The sequence below is a fragment of the Mesorhizobium sp. B2-4-19 genome (assembly GCF_006441315.1).
Taxonomy (GTDB): domain Bacteria; phylum Pseudomonadota; class Alphaproteobacteria; order Rhizobiales; family Rhizobiaceae; genus Mesorhizobium.
Genome location: NZ_VFUV01000003.1, coordinates 248,328 through 264,673, shown reverse-complemented (window position 1 = coordinate 264,673; position 16,346 = coordinate 248,328). Strand labels below are relative to the sequence as shown.

Genomic DNA, 16,346 nt, shown 5'->3' with positions numbered 1-16,346 from the left:
AATGGGAACGGAAGCGATAGACGGGCATTGTTTTGCGACGCGTCAACCGTTACGTGTCAAACAATGGTGCAGTGCACAATACCGCATTGAGCACAGTAGAGAATTGGCGGAGTAGCTGAAGTGTCACTTCTGCAGATCTATTGGAGAGCGCTGGGCTATCTGGCCGCCGACAAGAGGCGCGTCGCGCTGATTTGCGGCGCCAATGTCGCACTTGCCGCCATCGCCATCCTGGAGCCGATCATGTTTGGCCGGGTGATCGATGCCATCTCCGCGCATGGCTCGGTATTCTCCACGCTTGCCGTGTGGGCCGGTTTGGGCGCCTTCAACGTCATCGCTTTCGTCCTGGTGGCGCGCGGCGCCGACCGCTTTGCTCACGCCCGGCGTAGCGAAGTGCTGTGCCAGTCCTTCGAGCGCGTCATCACCATGCCGCTCGCCTGGCATCATCAGCGCGGCACGTCCAACGCCCTGCACACGCTGCTGCGTGCCGTTGAGACGCTGTTCAGCCTGTGGCTCGAATTCATGCGCCAGCATCTGTCCACGGCTGTCGCGCTCGTCCTGCTCGTGCCGACGGCGCTCAGCATGGATGTGCGTATGTCGATGGTGCTGCTCGCGCTTGGCGTGCTCTATGTCGGCATCGGCCGTCTGGTGATGAAGCGCACCAAGGGGGGCCAGGCCGCCGTGGAGCGCCATTACCACAAGGTGTTCGCCCATGTGACGGACTCCGTGAGCAACGTCGCCGTTCTCCAGAGCTACAACCGCCTTGGCTATGAGGCCGAGACTCTGCGCCGCTATGTCAAGAACCTGCTTGACGCCCAGAACCCGGTGCTCGACTGGTGGGCCATCGCCAATGCGCTCAATCGCCTGTCGTCGACCATCTCGATGATGGTGGTGCTTCTGATCGGCGCCTATCTGGTGACCCATGGCCAGTTGCGCGTCGGTGATGTCATCGCCTTCACCGGCTTCGCCACGTTGCTGATCTCGCGGCTCGACCAGATGTCGGCTTTCGCCAACCAGATTTCGGAGGCTCGCGCCAAACTCGAGGAGTTCTACAAGCTCGAGGACTCGGCCGCCGATGCCGCCGAACCGGATGGCCTGCGCGACCTCACCAATGTCACCGGCCATGTCCGCTTCGAGGATGTCTGCTTCGAGTTCGCCAATTCGGGACAGGGCGTCAGCGACGTATCCTTCGAGGTTCAGGCCGGCCAGACCGTCGCCATTGTCGGACCGACGGGTGCCGGCAAGACCACGCTGATCAATTTGCTGCAGCGCGTCTTCTCGCCGTCCAGCGGCCGCATCCTGATCGACGGCATCGACACCCGCACCGTGACCCGCAAGTCGCTGCGCCATTCGATCGCCACCGTGTTCCAGGATGCCGGACTGCTCAACCGCTCGATCGAGGACAACATCCGCGTCGGCCGTGCCGAAGCCAGCAATGATGAGATCCATGCCGCCGCCGTCGCGGCTGCCGCGCAGGATTTCATCCTGGCCAAGAGCAATGGCTACGACACGGTGGTCGGCGAACGTGGCGGCCAGCTGTCGGGCGGCGAGCGCCAGCGCATTGCCATTGCTCGCGCCGTATTGAAAGACGCTCCGATCCTGGTGCTCGACGAGGCGACCAGCGCGCTCGACGTCGAGACCGAGGACCGGGTCAAGGAAGCGATCGACGAATTGCGGCGCGACCGCACCACCTTCATCATCGCCCACCGCCTGACCACCGTTCGTGACGCCGATCTGGTCGTGTTCATGGACAAGGGCAGGGTGGTCGAAATGGGTGGCTTCGCCGAACTGTCGCTGCGCAACGGCCGCTTTGCCAGCCTGCTGCGCGCCGGCGGCCTGCTCAACGACGAGGAAGTCCGCCGCCTCAGCCGCTCCGTGCAGGGCGAGGCCGCGTAATCATGCTCTCGACCTCCCTTGTGGGGAGGTCGGACCGAAGGTCCGGGCGGGGGCAGCACCGCCCGCTGCTTCGCAGCGACCCTCCCAACAAGGGGAGGGTAACCTGCGACACCGCCGCTCGATTGCCCCAATCGCGCCGGCGGTTTATGTAAAGCCGCATGAGCGACACGACTTCACGCCTGAGCGGCTGGATGGACCTTGCCAACCCGACGCGCTTCGTTGGGCTGGCCGACAGGGTCGTGCCATGGCTGGCGACGATCGCCGCGCTTGTCCTTGCCGTCGGGCTTTATATGAGTTTCGCCGCGCCCGAGGACTTCCAGCAAGGCATCACCGTGCGCATCATGTACATCCATGTGCCCTTCGCCTGGCTCGCCATGATGTGTTACTCGCTGATGGCGGTCTCAGCCCTTGGCACGCTGGTTTGGCGGCATCCGCTGGCCGATGTCGCGCTGAAATCGGCGGCCCCCATCGGCGCCGTCTTCACCGCACTGGCGCTCATCACCGGTTCGATCTGGGGCAAGCCGATGTGGGGCACCTGGTGGGTGTGGGACGCGCGCCTGACCTCGGTCTTCGTGCTGTTCCTGATGTATCTCGGCATCATCGCGCTGACCCGTGCGCTCGACGACGCGAGCCGCGCCGCGTGGGCCGCCGCCATCATCACGCTTGTCGGCTTCATCAACATCCCGATCATCAAATTCTCGGTCGATTGGTGGAACACCCTGCACCAGCCGGCCTCGGTGTTCCGCCTCGGCGGCCCGACCATCGACCCCACCCTACTCTGGCCGCTGCTGGTCATGGCGGTCGGGTTCACGGCGTTGTTCTTCACGCTGCACCTGATGGCGATGCGCACCGAAATCCGCCGCCGCCGGGTGATTGCCATGCGGCGGGTAGCGGCTCGGCAGGCGGAGCGGCAACCGGCCTGATCCCGCCTGTCACCGGGCCGTAGGCGGTCAGGCCATCAGCCCGCGCGCTGCCACCGGCAACGTTTCGAGCACCTGCTCGCCGTCGATCAGGTTGACCTCGTTGAACAGATTGGTGACGACGCAGCAATGGTCGGGCACCACGCGCACGCGCTCGCCGATGCGCAGCTTCGCGTCGCCGGAAAGCGTGACGGTGCCATGTTCTTCGCTGAGCCCGGTGACCCTTGCGTCGGGAGCGCCGAGGAGCTCGCCAAAATCTTTCAGCCCCAGCGTGTCGCTGGACAGCGCCTTGCTGCCGGCATCGAGGATGGCGCGGGTTGGCGTCGGATGGCTGACCACCGTCGACAGCACCGTCAGCGCGCAATCGTCCAGAGTGCCGACGCCTTTGGCGACTTGGTATCGGTCGAGATAGATGTAGGTGCCAGGACGATATTCGGTGACAACGCTATCCTCGCCGGAACGCCACATATCCGGGGTGCCGCCGCTGGAGATGCGCTCGCAAGCGAGGCCTGAAGCGGCCAGCGCCTGCTTGGCGTTCGCAAGCCAGGCTTTGGCCTCGGCCGCGCGGCCAGCCGCCGGATAGGTCATCAGCCCGCCGAAGGCGAGGCCACCGGCCCTGTCGATCAGCCTTGCCAGCGCGACCGCCTCATCAACCGTTTGCACGCCGCAGCGGCCCATGCCGGTGTCGCATTCGACCAGAACCTGAAGAGGCCGACCGGAATCGGTGAAAGTGGCGGCCAGCCCTTCCAGCGTTTCCATGCTGTCGGATGTGACCGACAGGGTCACGCGGCCGTGCAGCGCCTTCAGCCGTTCCAGCTTGGCGCGGCCGAGGATGTTGTAGGGTAGGAAAATATCGGACAGCCCGGCATCGGCCATCACCTCGGCCTCGCCGATCTTCTGGCAAGTTATGCCGACGGCGCCCGCCGCCACCTGCTTCTTCGCCCAATAGGGCAGCTTGTGCGTCTTGATATGCGGCCGCAGCTTCAGTCCGTTCCTGTCGGCATGGGCCTGTGCGCGGGCAATGTTGGCTTCGGCGCGCGCGGCGTCGATCAGGATCGACGGCGTATCGAGGTCGTGGACGGTCGGCATCTTCTATCCCTGTGAGAATTCGCAGGGTTTATGAGCCTGAAAGTGCTTGATGTCACGCGGCCAGCGGACCGGACCGCTGGGCCATCCGCGCGTAGCGCAGGCGCGGGGACGGCGAGATGGATCGACACCGCAGCGGCGTTCGGCTATGCGATTTGCAATGCATGTCGCCCAAAAGTGCCCGGCGGTTTTGGGATGACGACATGCAACAACCTAAAGCGTGTAGACACGAAGGGTCACGATCATGAAACGCTCCGCCATCAACGACATCATCCGCGAAGCCGACGCTTTCATCCGCTCGTTCGGCTACATCATGCCACCCTTCGCCTATTGGTCGCCCGAGGAGATGAAAGCGCGCCAGGTCGATTCTTCGGCGATCTATACCTCGCGACTCGGCTGGGACATCACCGACTATGGCCAGGAAAAATTCAATGAGCTCGGCCTGTTCCTGTTCACCGTGCGCAACGGCCGCTACGAGGACATGAAGAAGGGCATGGGCATGCTCTATGCCGAGAAGATCATGATCTCGCGCAAGGACCAGCTGTCGCCCATGCACCGCCACAACATCAAGGCCGAGGACATCATCAACCGTGGCGGCGGCAAACTGGTGCTGGAACTGTTCATGCACGACCGCGACGGCGGCATTGATCCCAAGGCCGAGGTGTCGGTGCCTGTCGACGGAACCATCCACCGGCTGCCGGCTGGCGGCCTGCTGAAGCTCGACCCGGGCCAGAGCGTCACGCTGCTACCGGGCGTCTGGCATGCCTTCTGGGCCGAGGGCAAGGATGTGCTGATCGGAGAGGTGTCGACCGTCAACGACGATCTCACCGACAATGTCTTCCGCGAGCCGATCGGCCGCTTCTCCAACATCGACGAAGATGTTGCCCCGGTGCACCTGCTGGTGGCCGACTATGACAAGTGGCTGGGGTAGGGCAGGCCAAACTCGGCTTGGCACCGCGCTACCGCGCGTGTTTGTCCGCCTTGCGGTTGCCGAGCAGCAGCTTGCGCTCGAGATGCGCCCTGAGATCACCGTAGTAGGCGGTCAAAAACGCCTTTGAATCGATCGGCTCGATCTTCGCGCCGATCTTGCGTCCGATCGTTTCCGCCACAGCTTTCATCGCGGAATAATCGTCGCGACGCAGCACTTCTTCCAGCTTGTGCAATTCGGCGATGCCATAGGCGTCGAGCTGCGTCGGGCTGAAATGGAAGCGCCTGGCGACCGGATCCCTTCGCTGCGAAAGGTCCTCGACCAGCTTGAATTTCGGCGTCTCCACCACCCAGGTTCCGGCAAGCAGATCGCCAATGCGCAGCCGGTCGTGGTTGAACAACAGAAACAGCGAGAACAGCAGCGCCCACACCAGGCCGAAAATCGTCGACAGCGTGTCGGCGATGCCGGCGCCGCCGCGCGCGGCGATGATCGACAGCGGCAGGAAGACCTCGATCTCGCGCACCAGGTTGCGCGCGATGACCTGGTCGATGGTGAGACCCGCGCCGCTGCGCGAGGCGACCCGCACGCCGACGATTCGCTTGCCCGGCGTCGCGGCCCGCCGCCCCGCCTCGAAGGCGATGAAATAGACGTTGCGCAGCAGGAAGATGAAGATGATCCAGACGATGAAGAGCGGCTCCGCCTCCTTCACGCCAAGGCCGCCGAGGCCGAAGATGACGACGAGGGTGACCGCAATAGCGGCCGCGACGATGATCACCACATCGAGCAGGAAGGCCGAAGCCCGCGTACCGGCGTCCGCCAGCTTGACCCGGAGGTCGACACCTTCCGGCGTGATCAGCGGCCTTGTCAGCTCGACAGGGTTCCTAGCCGTTGCCATGCCGCACCATCCGGAACAGGTAGAAATAGGCGATCCACAACGTCAGCATGCCGCCGCCAATGGCGTAGCGCGTCGCATCGCTGGTGATCGTCTGCCGGCCGATGCCTTCGAGCAGGCCGGCAAACAGAAGCATCATCATCACGCCAATCATCACGGTCGCCGCCACTCGCCCGGCCTGGGCGGCGGCCGCCATCCGGGTCAGTTCGCCGGGGAAGGCGATGCGCGTGCCGATGCGCATGCCGGCCGCGCCCGCCAGCGCAATGGCGAACAGCTCCGTCGTGCCGTGGATAGAGAGCCAGCCGCCAAGCTCCAAGCCCAGCCCCTTGGCCGCATAGACCTGGAACAGCGCGCCCAGCATGCATCCGTTCATCAGGATGATCAGAACGCTCGGCACCGCGAAGGCGAAGCCGAGAGCAAAGGCCAGGATCGCCACCTGCGTGTTGTGGGTGAACAGATAGGCGGCAAAGCCGGACAGGAAGTGGCTGCTGCCGCCATCGTAGAGCACGCTGCGCAGCACTTCGGTCGACGAATCCGGATTGCGCCCGCCGGCAAGGCTGGGTGCGATAATGGCGTCGTACCAGCGTTTGTCGGAGGCCACCAGCCAGTAGCCGGCAATGGCGCCGACGACAGTCAGTGCGACCGACACCCAGGTCTCGCGCCACAGATCGCGGATTGCCGCCGGCCAGTCACGCAGGAAGAAATCCCCGACGCGCTCCCTCAAACTACGTCGCGCGCCATAGAGATAGAAATACCCGCGCAGGCTGAGCGCCTCCAGATAGGCGATAAGCGCGCTGTCGAGCGATGTCGCACGGGCCACCGAGAGGGAGGACAGCGCAGAACGGTAGAGCAATGGCAGCGACAGCAACTCGTCTTCAGAAAGCGTGCGCGGCGCGCGTCTTTCGACGCGGGCCAGCAGCGCCTCGAACGCCTTCCAGTCGGCCTCGCGCTCCTGGCGGAAGCTTGCCAGCGACTGGCGTACGGCATCGGTACCGGCGGGCAGCGTCATAGGAGGTTCTCCTCCTTGAGCTGGATATAGCGCTCGACCAAGGCCGGACCGAGCCGCTGATGGTCGGCCTCGATCACATGCGCGCCCAGCAGCCGCAGCCGCCCGATCACCACTTGCCGCTCCCGAAGCAGGCCGCCCGCGGTGACCGCGCGGGCCACATCCTCGGGTTTCGCGGGCTGCATGTCGGCCAATGTCTCCAGTTCGACATCCTTCATCAGCATGAACAGCACCAGATGCCGCTCAGCCAGCCGGCCGACGGTGCGCAGCATCAGCTCGGCGCTGATTGGGTCGACGAAATCGGTGAAGACGATGACCAGCGAGCGACGGTCGAGCTTTGCCGCCAATGTCGTCAGCGCCAGCGTGAAATTGGTCTCCTCGCCGGAATAGTCGATCTCGGCCGCGCGCTTCTGGATCATCGTGAAACTCGGCGAGCCGCGCACCGCGCCGCTCGAGACGCGGGGCGTGGCATCGAAGGAAAACAGGCTGACGAGGTCGCCGCCCTTGAGCGCAATGAAGGCCGACAGAAGTGCCGCGGTCACCGCCCGGTCGACTTTCGGCACGCCGTCGACCGGCTCGCACATCAGCCGGCCGCTGTCGATCGCCAGCACGATGTTGTTGTTCTCCTCGATCCTGAACTCGCGCGCCAGAAGCTTGCCGTGGCGGGCGCTGCGCTTCCAGTCGATCATCCGCCGGCCCATGCCGGGCTGATAGTCCTTCAGCGCCTCGAACTCGCGACCCTGGCCGGCTCGCCTCTGCGCGTGGCCGTCGGCCAGCGCGGAGCGCTGCAGCAAGGTGATCGCCTCATCGCGCGCGCTGCGGACGTCGGGCAGCACCGCCACCTTGCGGTCCATCGGCAGCACGACCTGGTTCCAGGTCAATCCGAACGGGCCGTTCCAGCGCAGCCAGACCCGGTCGAAACTGGCAATGCCGCGCCTGCGCGCCGTGAATTCGAGATCGAGCGTGCCGCCGTTCGCCGGCAACACGCCGCCTGTGCGGCCGACCGGCTCCACACGCTGATCGTGGCCGACACGTGCTTGCAGCATGCGCACCCGCTGGCCGAGGCTGGCCGCGACATGCACGGTAAAGCGCCCGCCGACGCCGACCCGCGGCGGCGCCATGAGACTGGCGCTGAGCGAGGCACGCCCACGCCCGGCCGCTGCGTCGACCGCGAGAAATGCAAGCATCGCGCAGATCCACAGCAGGCCCAGATACCAGACATGCGGCAGCGCAAGCGCGATGAGGAAGGCAGGGATCGCCCCCGCCGCCGCTGCCCACACCGCTTTGCCGGTCGGGTAGATCAACGCGGCGCCTTCGTCTGGTCGACGAGGTCGGAAACGATCTGCTCGACCAGCCGCCCATCGATCTGCGCCGCCGGCGACAGGATGACGCGGTGGCGCAGCGCCGGTATGGCGAGCGCCTTGACGTCGTCGGGGATGACATAGGCGCGGCCGTCGAGTGCCGCCCTGGCGCGTGCTGCGCGCGCTAGCATGGCGCCCGCCCGCGGGCTGGCGCCGACCTCGAGGTCCGGGCTTTCGCGCGTGCGGCGCACCAGGGCCGCGATATAGCCGACGACATCGTCGACCAGCGTCACGTCACCAACCGTGGCAAGTGCTGCTTCCAGCGTCTTGCGGTCCGTCTGCGCCTTGATGCCGTATTGCGCAATATCGTGCGAGGCGGTGCCGCCGCCATGATGGACGATGATGGCGCGTTCCTCCTTGAGATCGGGATAGCTCACCCGATGCTTGAACAGGAAGCGGTCGAGCTGTGCCTCGGGCAGGGGGTAGACGCCCTGATGCTCGATCGGGTTCTGCGTCGCCACCACCATGAAGTTCTGGCTGAGCGCATGCGTGGTGCCGTCGAAGGTGACGGCGTGTTCCTGCATGGCCTCCAGAAGGGCTGCCTGCGTCTTCGGCGGCGTGCGGTTGATCTCGTCGGCAAGCAAAAGGTCGCAGAAGATCGGCCCGCGCGTCAGCGTGAACTGCCCGCTCTGGAAATTGTAGATGTTGGAGCCGACGATATCGCCAGGCATCAGGTCGGGCGTGAACTGGATGCGGCCATAGGCAACGCCAAGCGCTTGCGCGAAGCATCGCGCGGTCATGGTCTTGGCGGTTCCCGGCGGGCCTTCCAGCAAAATGTGACCGCCGGCGAACAATGCCGTCAGCATCAGATCGACCGTGTCGCGCTGCCCGGTGATTGCTTTCGCCACTTCTTCCCTGATCGCGGTCGCCAGGGCCTTCACATCATCGACGTTCACCGAGCCTCCTTGTCGTCCAGTCATGCAGCGCTTCCGCCGCTTCATGCATTTGCGCCAGATCCCCAGCTCCGCTCGCGGCCTTGAAGCGACGGCTGAAGCCCTGCGTTTCGCTTCGGTCGCGGGAATCGAGCCAGCGGTCGAGCTCTTCGCCCTGCAAGCCTTGCGGAGCGCCGAGCAATGCGCCGGTACGCGCACGCATCAGCGCGGCATACCGATCGCCGAGCTCCCCGAGCCGCCCGGCGCGCTTCAAAAGCATTGCCGTGCTGTCGACCAGCGCCCGCTTGCCGAAGGCAATCGCCCGGGCCTCGGTGCGCGGCGGCCCGAACCGCCCGGGCCCATGCAGGAAGGCGAGGGCCGCCGCCGCCAGCACCGACAGCGTCAGCGCCAGGAAGGGCGGCTCGACCAAAAGCTTGGCAAGATCGTATTTCTGCCCGACGCCATGCAGCGTCAGGTCAAACATCACCGCGCCCTCGCCGGGCTCCAGCATGGCGATGATGTCGAGCGCCGCCGCCGCCTTTTGCGGATCCTTCAGCGCCGCGTTGTTGATCAGATCGGGGTCGGTCAGGATGTAGAACGGCTCTTCGTCGAGCTCCGTGAGAACGGCCTTGCCATTGCCCGCCGCGATCAAGGGGTGATCGTCCGCCACCCATTGCAGGTCTTCCGGCGTGGCGACCATGCGGCCTGCGACGTCCATCTGCGCGACCGAACTCTTGCCTTCGCCAAGCTTGGCCTTGTCGATGCGCCCGAGCCAGTCATTGACGACCGTATCGGGCAGCCGTTCGAGCTTCATCTCCCAGCCTTCATGGTCCTGCAACGGCAACGTGATCCATTTGGGCAACACGAACAATGTGGCCTTGCCCGAGCGAAGCTTGATGATTCTTGCCAGCGCGCCCGGGTCGCTGTTTGGCGCGATGGTGACGACCAGCAGGAATTCGGACGCCAGGACGGAGCTGAGTGCGTCCTCGCTGCGCGCCATGGGTGGCGTCTGTCCATTGGCGAGTTTCAGCCATTCGACGAGCCCGGCATAACCGGAGCCGCCCTTGGAGAGCGGCGTGCCGCCGCCTTCCGGCTGGCGAAAGTCCGGCGCGTAGGTCGACAGCAGGAAAAATCCCGCCGCCGCCAGCAAGCTGGCAAAAATGCCCCAGAACAGGGTTTTGCGGCTGAACGGTTCCTGCGCGGCCTCGACCGCCGGCGCGCTCATGTCCAGGCATCCCTGAAGACGAAGCGTTCATAGGCGCCGCGCGCCTGCTGCCAGCCATCGGCTCCGACCGGCTGGCGGGCAAACAGCGCTGCCTCGACGATTCGCGCGATCTCGCTGAAGGCGCTGCGTGCCCGCGCCGGCAACGATGTGGCGCTGGCGATGTCGCGCGAGGTGAGCGACGGGCGCAGAAAGTCGGGCAGCCGCCCGGCAATGTCGGCGACGCTGCGGCGAAGCAGAAGATGCACCGCTTCGTCATAGTCGCCGCGCGCGGCGAGCGCGTCGGCCTCGGACAGCAGGATCTGCGCGGCACCAGCATCCGGGCGCCATGCCTCTTCCGCCTCAGCCTGCTTGCGGGCGCGCCGCCACATCAGGCGCCATGCCACGCCCTTGGCCTCGAGGGCAACGAGAAGCGCGATGACCGCGACGCCGACGATCACCGCGCCCCAGAACAGGTAGATCATGTAAGGGCCGATCTTCGCCAATGCTTCCAGGAAAGGCCGCAGCCATTCCGGCGGCTCGGGCTGCACCAGCGTCGGCAGGTCAAACTGGATGGAATCGTCCGCAAGCAACTGCTTGTGTATCTTTGCCAGCCATTCGGCGTCCTGCGGCTGTGCGACTGTCACCCGCTCGCCCCTCTGCACCTGCGGTTTGGTGCCGACACTGGCAATACGCCTGGACAATTGCAAGGCCACTGGACGAAGCCTTTTAATCTTGCCAGATTTACTTTCGAGGTTGGTCATTTGGATGTTGCGGCGGCTCGGGGGAATATCATGACCACTGCGACATTGGGACAACCCGGCCGATTCGAGATCGGCAGGGTGTTCAACAACACCTTTGCCGTCATCGGCCGCAACATCGGGCTTTGCCTTGGCCTTGCGGCGCTGTTCGCCGGCGCGCCGACGCTGCTTGTCCGGTTGTGGACCCAGCCGCAGGTCGACGCGATGTTGCATGGCGATCCGGGCGCTATGGCGGATCCCCATGCGATGTTCCGCAATTCCTATCTCAGCCTTGTCGCCGGGCTGGTTTCCTTCGTTTTCACCATGCTGCTTCAGTCGTCACTGGTCCGGGCGACGATCGAGGACCTGAACGGCAGGCGGCCCTCCGTCGGCGACTGCATTCAGATTGCGGTCCGCTTCCTGCTGCCGACGCTGGCGATTGGCTTCCTCGTCGCCTTTGGCTCGGTCCTTGCCATGCTGGCCCTGATTGTGCCCGGCATCATCTTGTGGCTCGGATGGTCGATGTCGGTGCCGGTCCTGATTCAGGAGCGGCGGGGCGTTTTCGGCTCGATGTCGCGCAGCCGTGCCCTGACCAAGGGCAACCGCTGGTCGCTGTTTGGCCTGTTTCTCATACTGATGATCATCGCGATGGTCATCCAGTGGGGTATATTGCTGGTTTTCGCACTGTTTGGCGGGATTCTGGCGCGGCTGGGCGCCGCGCTGGTGCAGACCGTGGTCTCCATGGTGCTGTCGATCGCCGCCGCGGTCAGCTATGTCGAGCTGCGCCAGGTCAAGGAAGGCGCAAGCATCGACGAACTGGCGCAGATATTCTCGTAGCGCACGGCGCCATTCACATGAGGGCAACAGCTGCCGAGTCCCAATTCGCGGCAGCGTCATCAAAATGGATGGCGACTTTCGTCCGCGCCTGTGGTGGCATCAGCCCAAGTGGAGAGCGGCCCCCGAGCAATAGGTGATCCTATCTTCCGGTGAGTGGGCCAACTCCCTCATTAAGCGGGCCTCTTTGTAGGCTCCGACCGAGGACAGTCGATATGCAAGATCCCGCCGAGAGGAACAAAAGGCCACCTCATACCCAACCAGCCGAAGATGAGCGCCTGGCGCGGCTCGAGAAAACAGCCAGGCTCAAACGGCTTCGGTCTTACGCTTCCTGGCTCGCACCTGATGCATGCGCCCAATTTCATGACGAGATTGACTGCTCCGCGCTGATTGAGGAAAGCCGTTCATTGAGCCTGGCCTGATCGGCTGATGCCGTTTCCCTCGCCTGATCGAGAATTGCGCGCAGCGCACTTCAGCGATCAAAGCCAGCACTATCCGCGCTGCAGCCATAAATCCTGATCGAAGGTCCGGTCCGTGCTGTGGCGGCTCGGGCTTCCATCGCCTGAAGATCGGGCTCGGAAGAAACATCCTCAGATCGGAATCTCAGTGGCAGCAACCGCGCTGCACGCTCGTCCGGCACAGGCATGACGAGCTGATCGCCACATCCGCCTCGGCCAGCGCCGTAGCGAGCCTTGCCTGCAGGGCCGGCAACTCCTCGCTCTCGCCACGCCGCCTCAAACATTCGACCAACCCATGCAACGCCCAGACATTGTCCGGGTGCTGGGCGCAGCGCTGCACCTTGCCGCTGATGCCGAGATCGTCGCGATAGACCCGCTCGGCCTCTTGCATGTGGCCCTGGTCGAGAAGCAAGGCCGCCAGCGCATGGCGGGGAGGGTGCATCCACGCCCATGGCTCGGTGTAGGAGAGGTTGTCATCCAGCTCGACCGCCTGGCGCAAATGGGCGTAGGCCTCCTCGTGCCGGCCCTGGTGGTAGGCAAGCTCGCCGTCGAGCAAGGCGGCACCGACAGCGAGCGAGGCGCGGGTCGGGTTGCTGAGGAAACGCCGTTCGGCCGGAATGGTCTCCATATGCCGGTGGAACCGGTCGCGCTCGCGCTCGGCTTCCCTGAATTGCCTCAGCGTCGCATGCGCGACGCCCTTGGCGTAGTGCTGCATGGCCGCCGTCAGCACATAGAGGCCGGGCTCGTCGACCGCCGGTTCGTCGATGATCTCCTGCCAGCGGCCGAAGCGCACCTGCACGTGCGATTTCATCGCATGATAGCCTTCCACCGTTTGCGTCAGCTTGGGCCGGTCCGGGATGGCGACCACGTCTCGCATCACCAGGCTGCGTACCTTGTCGGCGGCCCACAGCGCCGGCCGGTACTGGCCAAGGAACATGCAGGTGAACATCATCAGATGCAGGTCGTGGCAGCAGCCGAGCAGGTAATAGGTCGGCTCGTCCGCATAGGCGAGATAGAGGTCATTGGCGCGGACCGCCTTTTCGCTGGCGAGCCTCGCCTTCTCATACTCGCCGCACAGCACGTAGATATGCCCCGGCATGTGGTTCATGTGCCCGGCATCGGGACACATTTCGCCGAGCCGGTCGGCCGAGCGCAGGCCGCGCTCCGGCATGGTGGACATTTCCAGGAGATGGATGTGCAGGTGCAGGATCGCCGGATGTTGCGCGGCACCTGCCTCGTCGGCAAGCCGGATCGACCGCTCGCAAACCTCCAGCGCTTCAAGCGCGTCCGAATTCGGCGCCGGCTCACCGGTCTTTAGGTTCCACAGCCGCCGCACCGTGCGCATCATCAGCGCCTCAACCAGCAGCGCCATCACATCATGGTCGTCGGGAAAATCCTGGTAGACCCGCCGCATCGCGGCGGCATAGGCATCATCCCATCGTTCGAATTCCTGCGGGCTGACCTTGTGCGGCTTCTGGAAACGGCAAGCCAGCGCCTCGATCAATCGCCGTTCGACATCGCTGGCGCCGGCCGCATGCGCACGCGCCAGCCGGACGTGCTCGAAGCAGCGCCTGGTCGCACTGTTGGCCTCGGCCTCGCCATGTTCCTTCCAGGTCAGATTGTAGAAAGGCCCGGCGGCATAGGCGATGCCCCAATGCACCATCGCGCAGCCGGAATCGGTCTCCAACGCCTTCTCAAAGCACTTGATGCCTTCCTCGTGGTTGAAGCCGTAGCACCAGTTGAGCCCGATATCGAACCAGCGCTGGGTCTCGGTGGAGCGGGTGGAGATCGGGCGGCGATAGGTGCCAAGGTTGAAGTGGTCCATGGGTTCTCATTCAAGGTCTGGGCGGCCGCGAGCCAAGCTCGAGGCCAGATTCCCTAGCCATCAATGTGTGCCGAAATCTCCAGGCATGGTAAACGCCAACACCGCTATTTGAGCGGTAGGGCTGGCGTGACGATAACGGGGGACTGTCGGTGGCGCCGCCCTTAATTGGTCCCGTCGTGCGGCGCTTCGTTTTGCCAGCCGGCCAGGTCCGGCAGGTCGTCGAGCCAACTTTTCTCGCTCATCAAAGTATCGCTGGCCTGCGGTGCGGCCTCCGTGGCGTTTTGAATCAGCCAGTCCACCCACTTCCGATAGGCGACCGGATCCAGTTGCGGCGGCAGCACCTTGGCCTTGGCCAGCATGCGTTTGCGGAAACTGGTTTGCCTGCGCAGTTTGGTCGTCGTGAACTTGATGACCTTGCCTCGATAGTCGACGGTCCAGCGATCGTCTCCAAGACTGACAAGGCTGTCGATGGAGAAACCGGCATCGACCGGCGTGTCCCGCCAAGGCAATTCGATGGCATTCTTCCTCAAATCCATGGCCCATCGTCTGTAATCGGCCCCGGCACGCTGGGGCGGCAGCACGCCGGCCTGTTCGAGCATCTTCCTTCGGAAGGTCGGCTGTTTCTTGAGCTGGCCGGTTGTGAACTCGACACGATGCCCACGAAACTCGACGTGCCAACGGATCCTTCCGTTGCCGATATACTTCACCAGCCTGTCGATGAGGAATTCGCCATCGGCAAGCGTAACGCAGCCTTGGCTGATGCTTTCGTGAATGAACTCGGTGTCGGTGACCATTATCCGGCCTCGTGCAGAACTTCAGGCAGCTTAGCCATTGGAACGCACCTGCCACCATCAATCTTTTTCATTCTGGAGATATCACCTGCCTCGAACCGCCCAAAAAGTGACGCGCCGTACGGATTCTCGGGGCGCGGGAAGCTTCACCCGGTCGCGCTTGCTGTCGGCTGCCTCGAACCTTCCATCCTGACAAGAATGTGCAAACCGTCGTGCTACAGTCAGATGGTGACATGTCGTCGATCTGATAGCGATCGAAGCAAATGGGAGAGTTCGCCACGTCCAGGATCAACCGCCGCGCCTTGCTTTTCCACTCCGGCAGCGCAGTCGTCGCCTCGACGGTTGCGGCAACCGCACGCGGCACAGGCTCGCCGGGCCGAGATCAGGAACACTCCGATAGACTGCAAGAGCTGATTGAGGCGCACAGGATTGCATACGCAGCGTTCGGCAAGGCGCTGCACGATATAGGCGGCGGCGACTCCGAGAGAGCCAGCCGGGAGGAGGAGAGGGCGTTGCTGGCCATTTGCGGCTATGCTGCGGTCGAGGAAGGCGATCGCCTGGCCAAGGCCCGATATCTTTTGGAGATAGAGGCACGCGGCGAACTCGACCTCGCAGAGCATATGCAGGCTGTTCTTCGATCGACGATGTGGAAGGGGTGAGGCGGCCGGAGCGCAACCACGACAATATCCGGCAAGGGAGATTCGCCAAATCCTTCCGTTTTCGAGAAACGAAAGATTTGTCTTCTGCCTACGGCCGACGGGCGGAGCTGCAGCCATATTCATGTCGCGCCGGCAGCCTCGCCGCCCGACGAGAAACCTTTTAGCCAGCAGGTTGCGGCCTGCCCTACGCCGGCTTGGCGTATTGCTCGGCGCTCATGACCTCGATACAGACGAAGCGTTCGTTGCCTTCCACCCAGGCGTCGTGGCCAGGCGGGATCGTATAGGACGTACCCTTCGTGAACGTCTTCTGGGTCCCGTCGTTCATCTTGACGGTGATGGTTCCGGAAATGACGTAGCCGACATGCGATACCTGACAGCTATCCGTCTTGACGACCGGCTTCACGCATTCGGACCATTTCCATCCCGGCTCCATATTGAGCCGCCCGAGCGTAAAGCCTGGAAGCCGCACCACCTCGACGCGTGTCTTGTCGGGCGAGCGAACCTCATCCGGGTTGTCGTGAGATTTGGATTCAAGTTTGGTGACATTCATTCCACCATCGGCCATGGCATCCTCCCATACGCGACGCGGAGTCCAATGCTGGCACCTTTTCATTATATTAGCAATTGCTTTTATATCTCGCGAAGGTCGACCACAGCCGCGCTCACCACCTGAACGGGTGACCTGGAATGGCCTGCGTCAGGACATGAAGTTCTGTGTAAGCGGCTGATTCAAATTATGAATAAGCTTGGCTGGGGAACCTGGATCCCCAGCCAGCACAAATTCACGCTTTCACAGGCCGTTGAAGCCGCGCTGGATCTCAGGCCTCGCCCGCGTCTGAGCATCATCACTGGTGCCCAGATCCGACGTCAACCACATTTG

General features: G+C 63.9%; 15 protein-coding genes. 5 read left to right on the top strand and 10 right to left on the bottom strand.

Going from position 1 to position 16,346, the window contains the following annotated elements; all coding sequences use genetic code 11:
• Positions 1-120: 120 nt before the first annotated feature.
• Together FJ546_RS07390 and FJ546_RS07385 are read left to right on the top strand one after the other, a co-directional pair.
• Positions 121-1,893 carry a glucan ABC transporter ATP-binding protein/ permease gene (locus tag FJ546_RS07390; protein ID WP_140888724.1) on the top strand — a complete coding sequence of 591 codons (1,773 nt, stop codon included), beginning with the start codon at positions 121-123 and terminating at the stop codon, positions 1,891-1,893.
• Between the two features lie 158 nt (positions 1,894-2,051).
• Positions 2,052-2,816, top strand: a complete 765-nt coding sequence (locus FJ546_RS07385; RefSeq protein WP_140888723.1) for a heme ABC transporter permease — start codon at positions 2,052-2,054, stop codon at positions 2,814-2,816.
• 27 nt (positions 2,817-2,843) lie between these two features.
• On the opposite strand, the gene FJ546_RS07380 is transcribed toward FJ546_RS07385, so the two are convergent.
• Positions 2,844-3,902, bottom strand: coding sequence for a D-TA family PLP-dependent enzyme (locus tag FJ546_RS07380; RefSeq protein ID WP_140888722.1), 1,059 nt, complete (start codon positions 3,900-3,902; stop codon positions 2,844-2,846).
• Positions 3,903-4,143: 241 nt separating this feature from the next.
• Between FJ546_RS07380 and FJ546_RS07375 the strand changes: the two genes are divergently transcribed.
• A complete protein-coding gene (locus FJ546_RS07375; protein ID WP_140888721.1) occupies positions 4,144-4,830 on the top strand; it encodes a D-lyxose/D-mannose family sugar isomerase in 687 nt (228 codons plus the stop codon).
• 28 nt (positions 4,831-4,858) lie between these two features.
• Here FJ546_RS07375 and FJ546_RS07370 read toward each other — a convergent pair whose 3' ends face one another.
• Genes FJ546_RS07370 through FJ546_RS07345 form a run of 6 tightly spaced genes read right to left on the bottom strand, consistent with a single transcriptional unit; the run spans position 4,859 to position 10,863 of the window.
• Positions 4,859-5,722 (bottom strand): RDD family protein, encoded by an 864-nt coding sequence (locus FJ546_RS07370; protein WP_140888720.1) that lies wholly within the window; start codon positions 5,720-5,722, stop codon positions 4,859-4,861.
• Complete coding sequence (locus FJ546_RS07365; protein WP_140888719.1) at positions 5,709-6,728, bottom strand: stage II sporulation protein M; 1,020 nt, start codon at positions 6,726-6,728, stop codon at positions 5,709-5,711. Before FJ546_RS07365 ends, FJ546_RS07370 begins: the two co-directional genes overlap by 14 nt.
• On the bottom strand, positions 6,725-8,029 hold the full coding sequence (locus FJ546_RS07360; protein ID WP_140888718.1) for a DUF58 domain-containing protein: 1,305 nt from the start codon (positions 8,027-8,029) through the stop codon (positions 6,725-6,727). The genes FJ546_RS07365 and FJ546_RS07360 overlap by 4 nt, the downstream gene beginning before the upstream one ends.
• Positions 8,026-8,982, bottom strand: a complete 957-nt coding sequence (locus tag FJ546_RS07355) for a MoxR family ATPase (RefSeq protein WP_140888717.1) — start codon at positions 8,980-8,982, stop codon at positions 8,026-8,028. Before FJ546_RS07355 ends, FJ546_RS07360 begins: the two co-directional genes overlap by 4 nt.
• Positions 8,969-10,183, bottom strand: coding sequence for a DUF4350 domain-containing protein (locus FJ546_RS07350; RefSeq protein WP_140888716.1), 1,215 nt, complete (start codon positions 10,181-10,183; stop codon positions 8,969-8,971). The genes FJ546_RS07355 and FJ546_RS07350 overlap by 14 nt, the downstream gene beginning before the upstream one ends.
• Positions 10,180-10,863 carry a DUF4129 domain-containing protein gene (locus FJ546_RS07345; protein WP_140888715.1) on the bottom strand — a complete coding sequence of 228 codons (684 nt, stop codon included), beginning with the start codon at positions 10,861-10,863 and terminating at the stop codon, positions 10,180-10,182. The genes FJ546_RS07350 and FJ546_RS07345 overlap by 4 nt, the downstream gene beginning before the upstream one ends.
• A 90-nt stretch (positions 10,864-10,953) precedes the next feature.
• Between FJ546_RS07345 and FJ546_RS07340 the strand changes: the two genes are divergently transcribed.
• A complete protein-coding gene (locus tag FJ546_RS07340) occupies positions 10,954-11,736 on the top strand; it encodes a hypothetical protein (RefSeq protein WP_140888714.1) in 783 nt (260 codons plus the stop codon).
• Between the two features lie 600 nt (positions 11,737-12,336).
• Here FJ546_RS07340 and FJ546_RS07330 read toward each other — a convergent pair.
• Together FJ546_RS07330 and FJ546_RS07325 are read right to left on the bottom strand one after the other, a co-directional pair.
• Positions 12,337-14,016, bottom strand: coding sequence for a hypothetical protein (locus FJ546_RS07330; RefSeq protein ID WP_140888713.1), 1,680 nt, complete (start codon positions 14,014-14,016; stop codon positions 12,337-12,339).
• Between the two features lie 161 nt (positions 14,017-14,177).
• Positions 14,178-14,810: a hypothetical protein gene (locus FJ546_RS07325; RefSeq protein WP_140888712.1), complete on the bottom strand. Its 633-nt coding sequence runs from the start codon at positions 14,808-14,810 to the stop codon at positions 14,178-14,180.
• A 260-nt stretch (positions 14,811-15,070) separates the two neighbouring features.
• Between FJ546_RS07325 and FJ546_RS07320 the strand changes: the two genes are divergently transcribed.
• On the top strand, positions 15,071-15,466 hold the full coding sequence (locus FJ546_RS07320; protein ID WP_140888711.1) for a hypothetical protein: 396 nt from the start codon (positions 15,071-15,073) through the stop codon (positions 15,464-15,466).
• Positions 15,467-15,650: 184 nt separating this feature from the next.
• Here FJ546_RS07320 and FJ546_RS07315 read toward each other — a convergent pair whose 3' ends face one another.
• Positions 15,651-16,031, bottom strand: a complete 381-nt coding sequence (locus FJ546_RS07315; protein ID WP_140888710.1) for a cupin domain-containing protein — start codon at positions 16,029-16,031, stop codon at positions 15,651-15,653.
• Between the last annotated feature and the right edge of the window lie 315 nt (positions 16,032-16,346).

Coding starts and splice junctions, on each gene's coding strand:
- FJ546_RS07365 (WP_140888719.1), bottom strand. CDS start 6,728: ATGACGCTGCCCGCCGGTACCGATGCCGTACGCCAGTCGCTGGCAAGC.
- FJ546_RS07380 (WP_140888722.1), bottom strand. CDS start 3,902: ATGCCGACCGTCCACGACCTCGATACGCCGTCGATCCTGATCGACGCC.
- FJ546_RS07375 (WP_140888721.1), top strand. CDS start 4,144: ATGAAACGCTCCGCCATCAACGACATCATCCGCGAAGCCGACGCTTTC.
- FJ546_RS07340 (WP_140888714.1), top strand. CDS start 10,954: ATGACCACTGCGACATTGGGACAACCCGGCCGATTCGAGATCGGCAGG.
- FJ546_RS07350 (WP_140888716.1), bottom strand. CDS start 10,183: ATGAGCGCGCCGGCGGTCGAGGCCGCGCAGGAACCGTTCAGCCGCAAA.
- FJ546_RS07330 (WP_140888713.1), bottom strand. CDS start 14,016: ATGGACCACTTCAACCTTGGCACCTATCGCCGCCCGATCTCCACCCGC.
- FJ546_RS07385 (WP_140888723.1), top strand. CDS start 2,052: ATGAGCGACACGACTTCACGCCTGAGCGGCTGGATGGACCTTGCCAAC.
- FJ546_RS07370 (WP_140888720.1), bottom strand. CDS start 5,722: ATGGCAACGGCTAGGAACCCTGTCGAGCTGACAAGGCCGCTGATCACG.
- FJ546_RS07320 (WP_140888711.1), top strand. CDS start 15,071: ATGGGAGAGTTCGCCACGTCCAGGATCAACCGCCGCGCCTTGCTTTTC.
- FJ546_RS07325 (WP_140888712.1), bottom strand. CDS start 14,810: ATGGTCACCGACACCGAGTTCATTCACGAAAGCATCAGCCAAGGCTGC.
- FJ546_RS07315 (WP_140888710.1), bottom strand. CDS start 16,031: ATGGCCGATGGTGGAATGAATGTCACCAAACTTGAATCCAAATCTCAC.